The organism is Stieleria sp. (genome assembly GCF_041595215.1).
GTDB classification, from domain to species: domain Bacteria; phylum Planctomycetota; class Planctomycetia; order Pirellulales; family Pirellulaceae; genus Stieleria; species Stieleria magnilauensis.
This window is the reverse complement of the sequence record NZ_JBFHKV010000370.1, coordinates 1-7,238: the sequence shown is the minus strand read 5'-3', so window position 1 is coordinate 7,238 and position 7,238 is coordinate 1. Positions and strand designations below refer to the sequence as shown.

The following is a 7,238-nucleotide window of genomic DNA, read 5'->3' as shown; positions in this document are numbered from 1 at the left end:
TCGTATCGCGGTCAAATTGTGAGCTAATGTCGATGACTATATCAGCGTGCACGGACTGAATACAGAAGACGCATAGGCTTAGTTGAACGCAAAGTCTCATTTCGATTCGCTTGTTTGAGTAATCAGGTTGGAATGATTCAGTAGCAGAACTTGTTTATTACCTGGTCCCCCGCGGTAGGGGGCTTGTCTGCCGCCTTGTCCTCGGGTGGGTAAGTTTTTGGCGGCCTTATCCGCGGGTCGGCGATAAGTGGTCACCGAATTATCCAGTTTTTCGCCAGGATTGCAACACGTTGGGGTTGGCCAGCCCCCTCCTTGGCGGAAGGCTGTCTGCAGCGGGTTTGCCAGTCGGTTTCGCAGAGGGTGGGCCGATGGCGACGCAAAATGGCGGTGGGATGCAGCAGGCTGGCAAGCCCGACTGGGCGTTGATTTGGCACCAAAAGCTTGCCAAGTTTCATGGTGCGGGAGCCAATGCGGGTTGGCAATTTCGCCAATCCGATGTGATCGAGTTTCTAATAGACCGCCCCGCAACCATTGGCGAGTGATGAGACTGGTCCCCGCGGTCAGGCGGAGATCGACGTCCCCTCCCTTTCCCCTGACGAATCGCTCTCCGGCGAGTGCGCAACCATCCTTCCTAGTGGTGCAGACGGAGTGCTTAACAGGATCAGGGCGTCCGTGATTGCCATGCCGCCCCGGCCTCGCGGTCATGGGTTCTTCAGACGTTTAATCATCCGTAGTGTGGACGATGACGCTGGAGGCAACGGCAGTGAGCCGCCGGGGCTTGTTGGACGGGGGATATTGGCCGGGGGATTCTGGCCGGTGGGCAAAACGATGGGGGCAAGACGATGGTGAGATGAATGGCAGAATGATTCGGAGCAGAATGATGAACAGACTGGTCAGAACGTCGTGTCAGAATGATTCGACTAGCCCATCATTCTGCCATTTCATGATTTTGCCTTCGCTGGTTCGGCCGGGGCGGCGTTTGGCGTGGCAGGAGACAGTCCGTGCTGGCCCGTAGTTAAACTGTGTCTTCTGGCGGGCATCTTTGTTGGGTGCGTGGCCGAAAAGTTTCCAAATCGGGGTAACCTGCCCCGTTCTGCTGCCATAGACCCATGAAATGGCTATTGATCTCCCCTTCGACGATTTGCAGACCGAATCTGCATTACGGCGTGTTTGTCGCGGTGAAACGGCGGCATTTGAGGCTGTGGTGCGCCGGTTCGAACGGCCGCTGCGGGCCTGGCTGGCCGCCCACGCACCGCCGGGGGTGGATGTCGATGATTTGGCGCAGCGCAGTTTTGTGGCGGCTTTCACGCGGTTGAAGGAGTATCAACCGGGGACGGATTTCGCCGCCTGGCTGTTCACGATCGCGCGGTTCCAGCTCCGCACCGAGACGACTCGGCTGCGGCGGATCGCCGACTATCACGCCCGTTACGGTCCCGATCTGTTGCAACGCGAGCTGGATCGGCGCTGCGACGAGACGCCGGAAATGTGGACGACGCGACTGGAGAGTTTGCAAATGTGTTTGGATTCGCTCGGCGAGTCGCTCCGCCAGTTTGTCTCGTGGCGCTACGACGAAGAGATTCCGTTGGAAGAGATGGCCGCCCGCTGTGATCGTTCGGTCCCCGCCGTCAAAAAACAACTCTGGAAGGTCCGGCAGAAGCTGCAGCAATGCATTGAAACGCGCATGGCGACTGCCAGCGGAGGTGCCGCACAATGACCGACGAACGATTTACCGAACTGTGGACCGACTACCTGGAAGGGGAGCTGGACGAACACGGACTGGCCGAGCTTCGAGAGTTGTTGGAGGCCGATGAACGCCGTGTGACGCAGGCCGCTGATCTGTTTCAAACCCATCGGCTGTTGGGATTGATTGTGGAGGAAGAGCCGACGCGGCAGGACGAATTCGTCCGCGAAACGATGGCCAAGTTGCCGAAGAGTCACGACGAGTTTGTCGGCCGCGTGATGTCCAATGTCGCGCAGACCAAAACGGCTCGGCGGGACGCAGCTCGGCAGGAAGCATCGCAACAAGAAACAACGCGGACCGGACACACCCTTCGCGGCCGGCGGCGGATGTCGGCCGGGATGTGGGTCGCCGCGGCGGTCTTGTTGTTTGCGGCGTTGTCGTTGGTGATGTTGCCGAAGCGACAGCACGAAGGCGGCGAAACGGCGGCGGCACGGATCGACGTGCGACTGGCCAGCAGCGCGCACGCGACGTTCTTCGGCGAACTGTCACCGCCCGTCGGGACGGTGCTCGCGCCGCAGCGTGAGTATGTGTTGATGAGTGGCATGGTGGAGGTCGCGTTTCCTGCCGGGGCGTCGGCGATTCTGGAAGGCCCCGCAGTGTTTCGTGTCACCAGCCACGAGAGCTTGGCCTTGGACGTCGGGCGTTGCAGCGTTCATGCCCCCGACGGCGCCGAAGGTTTTCGGATCGACACGCCGGCGACTCGGGTGGTGGATCGCGGAACACGGTTCGCCGTCACGGTGTCGGAGACCAGCGAGACGGAAGTGCATGTCACCGAAGGGGCGGCGGATGTGTATGAACGCTCCGGCCCGGTCGCGGCTGAACAAGCAGCTGAACGAGTCGGAGGATTGGTCGCCGAGCAACAGACGCAAACGCGATTGGTGCGCGGGCAAGCGAAAGCGTTTGCGGCGGCGGGCCGGCTCGGAGCCCAACCGGTGCCCTTCGATTCCAACGTCTATCGCCACGGGTTGCCCGACCGTGTGGTGTCTTACGAGGCGACCCAGGCAGTCGGCGGTGGTGCGGAGAAGCTGACCAGCGTGACGGTGCAGCGTGGCGGGCGGGTGATGAAAATTGACGTGGGTGATTTGATCGCGACGCGTTTGACGTGGTTCAAATCGACCGAGCCACGGGCGTTCTTGTGCGGCGGTCAGCAACTGCCCGTTCCGGCGACCGATGTCGTCTTTGATCACAGTCTGGTCACCGGTGTGATCAATCCCGACGGCAGCGAGCAACCGTTGACGATCTCGCCGATCCTGACGGGCGATGCCGGGACGCCGGGCTTTGCCGTCCGTTTCGATTCACCGGTTTTCAACGGGCCGGGAGCCGACGTGGTATTCTTTGATTTGCAATCGTTCGGCAACCCGATCGACGGAGACGCGTTTCATGTCAGTCCGCTGGTGTTTCGCGACGGGCTAAAGTCCCACACGATCCGCCGATACGATTTGACGATGGAATCGCCCGAGGCCCAAGTGTTGGCGAACTTTTACGTCCACCTGTTCGCCCAACCGGCAGACTCGGTCGCCGAGTTGCAAACGCTTCAAGCGGTCCAGCAGCGGCAGGCAATGCGGTTTCGCGGCCTGGCCGTGGGAATCGATTTGTCCGATCTGGGATACGCACCGAACGAACGCGTCGAGGGACTTTTTTTTCAAGATGCGCTTGATGACAAACACATGGTTGACCCGGTCTTCATCGCCGGCTTACCGGAGCTGAATTGAACATGGGAAATGATTCCAAGTGGCGTACGCTTCCAGCTTGCGATCCCCGCCGGCGTTCACGCCGAATCTATTCGCTTGCCGCGCTGCTTCTGCTACCGCTGTGGACCGCATCACTTCCGGCCGCCGAAAGCACTCCACCGGGACGTGATCTGTTCGAGATTCATGTTCGTCCGATGCTGGTGCAGCACTGCATCAAGTGTCACGGCGAGACGAAACAGGAAGGCGGCTTGCGGCTCGACACGTTCGAGAGCCTGTTGCAGGGCGGCGATTCCGGCCCCGCGATCGTCGCGGGCAAACCGGAGGAGAGCTTGTTGATCGAAGCACTGCGTTATGAATCGTTCGAGATGCCGCCCAGTGGCCGGTTGGAAGAATCGGTCACCACCGGAATCGAACAATGGGTCCGAGCCGATTCGCCTTGGCCGCAAGGCTTGGTGTTGAAGCCGACGCCGAAGATCACCGACCAGGATCGCGACTGGTGGTGCTATCAACCGATCGCCAATCCCGACGTGCCGGAAGTGGAGGACAACGGTTGGTGTCGCAATGAGATCGACCACTTTGTGTTCCAGCGGCACCGTCGCGAAGGCATCGAACCGGCGGCGGAATCCGAATCCGGAAAACTCGCCCGACGCGTTCACTTTGCCGTGACGGGATTGCCGCCCGATGGTCAATCTGCCGGCACGCTCGCAACCGGCGAGGGTTGGTACGAAGCACTCGTCGATCAACTGCTTGACGAGCCCACCTACGGCGAGAACCAGGCGCGGTATTGGTTGGACCTGGTTCGCTACGCCGACTCGGACGGTTACAACGCCGATCACGGGCGTCCCGAAGCGTACCGCTACCGCGACTACGTGATTCGCTCGTTCAATGAAGACAAGCCGTATGATCGCTTTGTGCTCGAACAACTCGCCGGCGATGAAGTCGATCCCGGCAACCGAGATGCGTTGATCGGCACGATGTATCTGCGTCATTGGATCTACGAATGGAACCAACGCGACGTGGAAGGCCAATGGCAACAGATTCTCAGCGACGTGACCGAGACGACGGCCGATGTTTTTCTGGCCCAGGGATTGAAGTGCGCCCGTTGTCACGACCACAAGTTCGATCCGCTGCTGCAGAAAGATTACTACGCGATGAAGGCGTTCTTCGCGCCGCTGCAGCCGCGTGAAGATCAGCCGATCGCGGACGTGGAAACTCGCACCCGGCATTTGCAACAACAGCAAACTTGGGAAGCGGCGACGGAGGAAATCCGCAAGCGGTTGCACGAAATCGAAACGCCGGTGTTGCTGGCCCATGCCACGCGCGAAGGATTCAAAAAATTCACCAAAGAGATCCGGGGGATGATCTCCAGCCGTCGTCGTGACCGCAGCCCGTACGAGCATCAGATCGCGTCGCTGGCGTCGAATCAATTTGACGTGCATCCGGACAAGCTGGCGGAGTGGTTGGACGAAGAAACCGAAGCCGAGCGCCAGCAGTTGCGTAAGCAGCTAGCCGAGTTCGATCATTTGAAACCGGAACCGTTGCCCACGCTGAAATTTGTCGCCAGCGATGTGGGGCCGGTCGCGCCGCCGACCACGATCCCCGACGCTGCCGATTCATCGCCGATTCCGCCGGGCTATCCGGTGATCCTGGACGACAAGCCGGCCGAGATTCAGCCGCCGCCGCCGGCATTGCAATCGACCGGGCGGCGGACGGCGCTGGCCCGCTGGATCACCGACCCAAACAATCCGCTGACCGCGCGGGTGATCGTCAACCGCGTTTGGCAGCAGCATTTCGGACGCGGCCTGGTGGAAACGACCAGCGACTTCGGACGTCTGGGAACGCCGCCGTCCCACCCGGAGCTGCTCGATTGGTTGGCCCGACGCTTCATGCAAGACGGCTGGAGCCTGAAGAAACTGCATCGTTTGATTTTGACGTCGGCCACCTATCGTCAATCGTCAGAACGGCCGATGGACGAGCAACTGGCGAAGCTCGATCCTCAGAACGTGCTTCTGTGGCGGATGAATCCACGACGGTTGTCCGGTGAAGAGATTCATGATGCCGTGCTGGTGGCCAGCGGGAAATTGGCGAAAGAAAAACGTGCGATCTACAAACCGGTCAAACGCAACAAGTTGGATCCGTTGTTGGCGGTGTTCGATTTTCCCGATCGTGTGGAGAGTCAATGCAAACGGCATCGCACGACCACGTCGCCCCAAGTCTTGTTGATGATGAATGATCCGTGGCTGCACGACCAAGCGAAAGACATGGCCGGTGAGCTGGCGTCGGCGAGTCTTGATTCACTGGTCCACAGCGTCTACCAACGGATTTATTTTCGCCAGCCCGGCGAAGGCGAACTTCAACAAGCCGAGCGGTTTGTCGACTCCTACGAATCGATCTCGCCAGAGCCCGCCGCGCCGAAGCAACTGACGGCGTTCCCCGACGGGCGGCAGGCGATCGCATTGAAATCGGAGCCGCCGACGGAGATCCAAATCCCGGCGGTCAAGTCGCTGCAAACATCGCCGGACAACGGTGACTTTACGATCGAAGCGACGGTGATGTTGCATTCGCTGTATCCCGATGCGTCGGTTCGAACGATCGTCGCCAACTGGTCGGGCGACCAATCCAAGCGGGGCTGGTCCCTCGGTGTGACGTCGACCAAGAGTGCATTCAAACCTCGCAATCTGATCCTGCAACTGGTGGGTTCACGCGAGGATCCTCAAGGCAAACCGGAATACGAAGTCGTCGCTTCTGATTTGCGGCTGGAACTGAACCGTCCGTATTACATCGCGGTGTCGATCGATTTGGACGACGCGTCGAAGGACGGCATCACGTTCTACTTGCAGGATTTGTCAACGCCCGATGCGAAACCGCAGGTTGCCAGCGTGACCCATCGTGCCCGCTGGAATGTGCAAGCCGATCGGCCGATCCAAATCGGTGGCCGTGCGAATCGCCATCGCTGGGATGGGTTGATCCAGAATGTCCGTCTGCACCAAGCCGCGTTCCGCGGTGCCGACGAGGTGCAGCAATTGACCAAGGACCGTCCCAACGACCATTTGGTTTTTGATATTCAGTTCGCCACAGCGGATCGGTTGGGCCAGGATCTGTCTGGCAACGATCTGCATGCGGTGATCAAATCGGGTGAAGCCACGACGGCATCGCCCCGCCAGCGCGCCCGGGTGGCGCTGCTGCACGCGCTCTTATGTTCCAATGAGATGATCTATGTCGATTGATAAAACGAATCGCCAAAGCCTGTCGCGCCGTCAGATGTTGCTGCAAAGCGGCAGCGGATTTGGGGCGATGGCATTGGCGGGGATGTTGAACCAAGACAGCGCGATGGCCGCCACCGCGTCGGCTCCGTCGCCTTTGGCCGCGAAGATGACACACCATCCGGCGAAAGCCAAAAGTGTGATCTTTCTGTTCATGGACGGTGGTCCGAGTCATCTGGACACGTTTGATCCCAAGCCGGCATTGGAAAAGCTGGCCGGCAAGCCGATTCCCGAAAGCTTCGGCCGGGTGATCACCGCGATGGGCGAATACGACTCGCCGATCCTGCCGTCGGCGCGGAAATGGAAACAGCACGGAGAAGGCGGATTGTGGATTTCCGACTGGCTGCCACACACCGCTGAAATGGCCGACGAGTTGGCCGTGATCCGTTCTTGCTGGACCAACGGGATCAATCACTCCGGCGGCATCTGTCAAATGAACACGGGCAGCCAGTTCGCCGGCCGGCCGTCCTTGGGCAGCTGGGTGACGTACGGGCTGGGATCGGAAAACGAAAATCTTCCCGCCTTCGTGGTGATGCAGGAAGG

5 protein-coding genes are annotated in these 7,238 nt (G+C 59.9%); all 5 read left to right on the top strand.

From position 1 onward, the window contains the following. Positions 1-368 precede the first annotated feature (368 nt). Positions 369-542 (top strand): hypothetical protein, encoded by a 174-nt coding sequence (locus ABX749_RS15470; protein ID WP_372896766.1) that lies wholly within the window; start codon positions 369-371, stop codon positions 540-542. Between the two features lie 572 nt (positions 543-1,114). Further along, positions 1,115-1,714: a sigma-70 family RNA polymerase sigma factor gene (locus ABX749_RS15465; protein ID WP_372896765.1), complete on the top strand. Its 600-nt coding sequence runs from the start codon at positions 1,115-1,117 to the stop codon at positions 1,712-1,714. Next, positions 1,711-3,453 (top strand): FecR domain-containing protein, encoded by a 1,743-nt coding sequence (locus ABX749_RS15460; RefSeq protein ID WP_372896764.1) that lies wholly within the window; start codon positions 1,711-1,713, stop codon positions 3,451-3,453. The genes ABX749_RS15465 and ABX749_RS15460 overlap by 4 nt, the downstream gene beginning before the upstream one ends. A gap of 2 nt (positions 3,454-3,455) precedes the next feature. Then, positions 3,456-6,659, top strand: a complete 3,204-nt coding sequence (locus ABX749_RS15455; protein ID WP_372896763.1) for a PSD1 and planctomycete cytochrome C domain-containing protein — start codon at positions 3,456-3,458, stop codon at positions 6,657-6,659. Continuing rightward, positions 6,649-7,238, top strand: a 590-nt coding sequence (locus tag ABX749_RS15450) for a DUF1501 domain-containing protein (protein WP_372896762.1), incomplete at its 3' end; no start/stop codon positions are given. The genes ABX749_RS15455 and ABX749_RS15450, both read left to right, overlap by 11 nt.

Excerpts from the sequence above, each read along its gene's own strand:
- ABX749_RS15470 (WP_372896766.1), top strand. The coding sequence starts at position 369 with ATGGCGACGCAAAATGGCGGTGGGATGCAGCAGGCTGGCAAGCCCGAC.
- ABX749_RS15465 (WP_372896765.1), top strand. The coding sequence starts at position 1,115 with ATGGCTATTGATCTCCCCTTCGACGATTTGCAGACCGAATCTGCATTA.
- ABX749_RS15460 (WP_372896764.1), top strand. The coding sequence starts at position 1,711 with ATGACCGACGAACGATTTACCGAACTGTGGACCGACTACCTGGAAGGG.
- ABX749_RS15455 (WP_372896763.1), top strand. The coding sequence starts at position 3,456 with ATGGGAAATGATTCCAAGTGGCGTACGCTTCCAGCTTGCGATCCCCGC.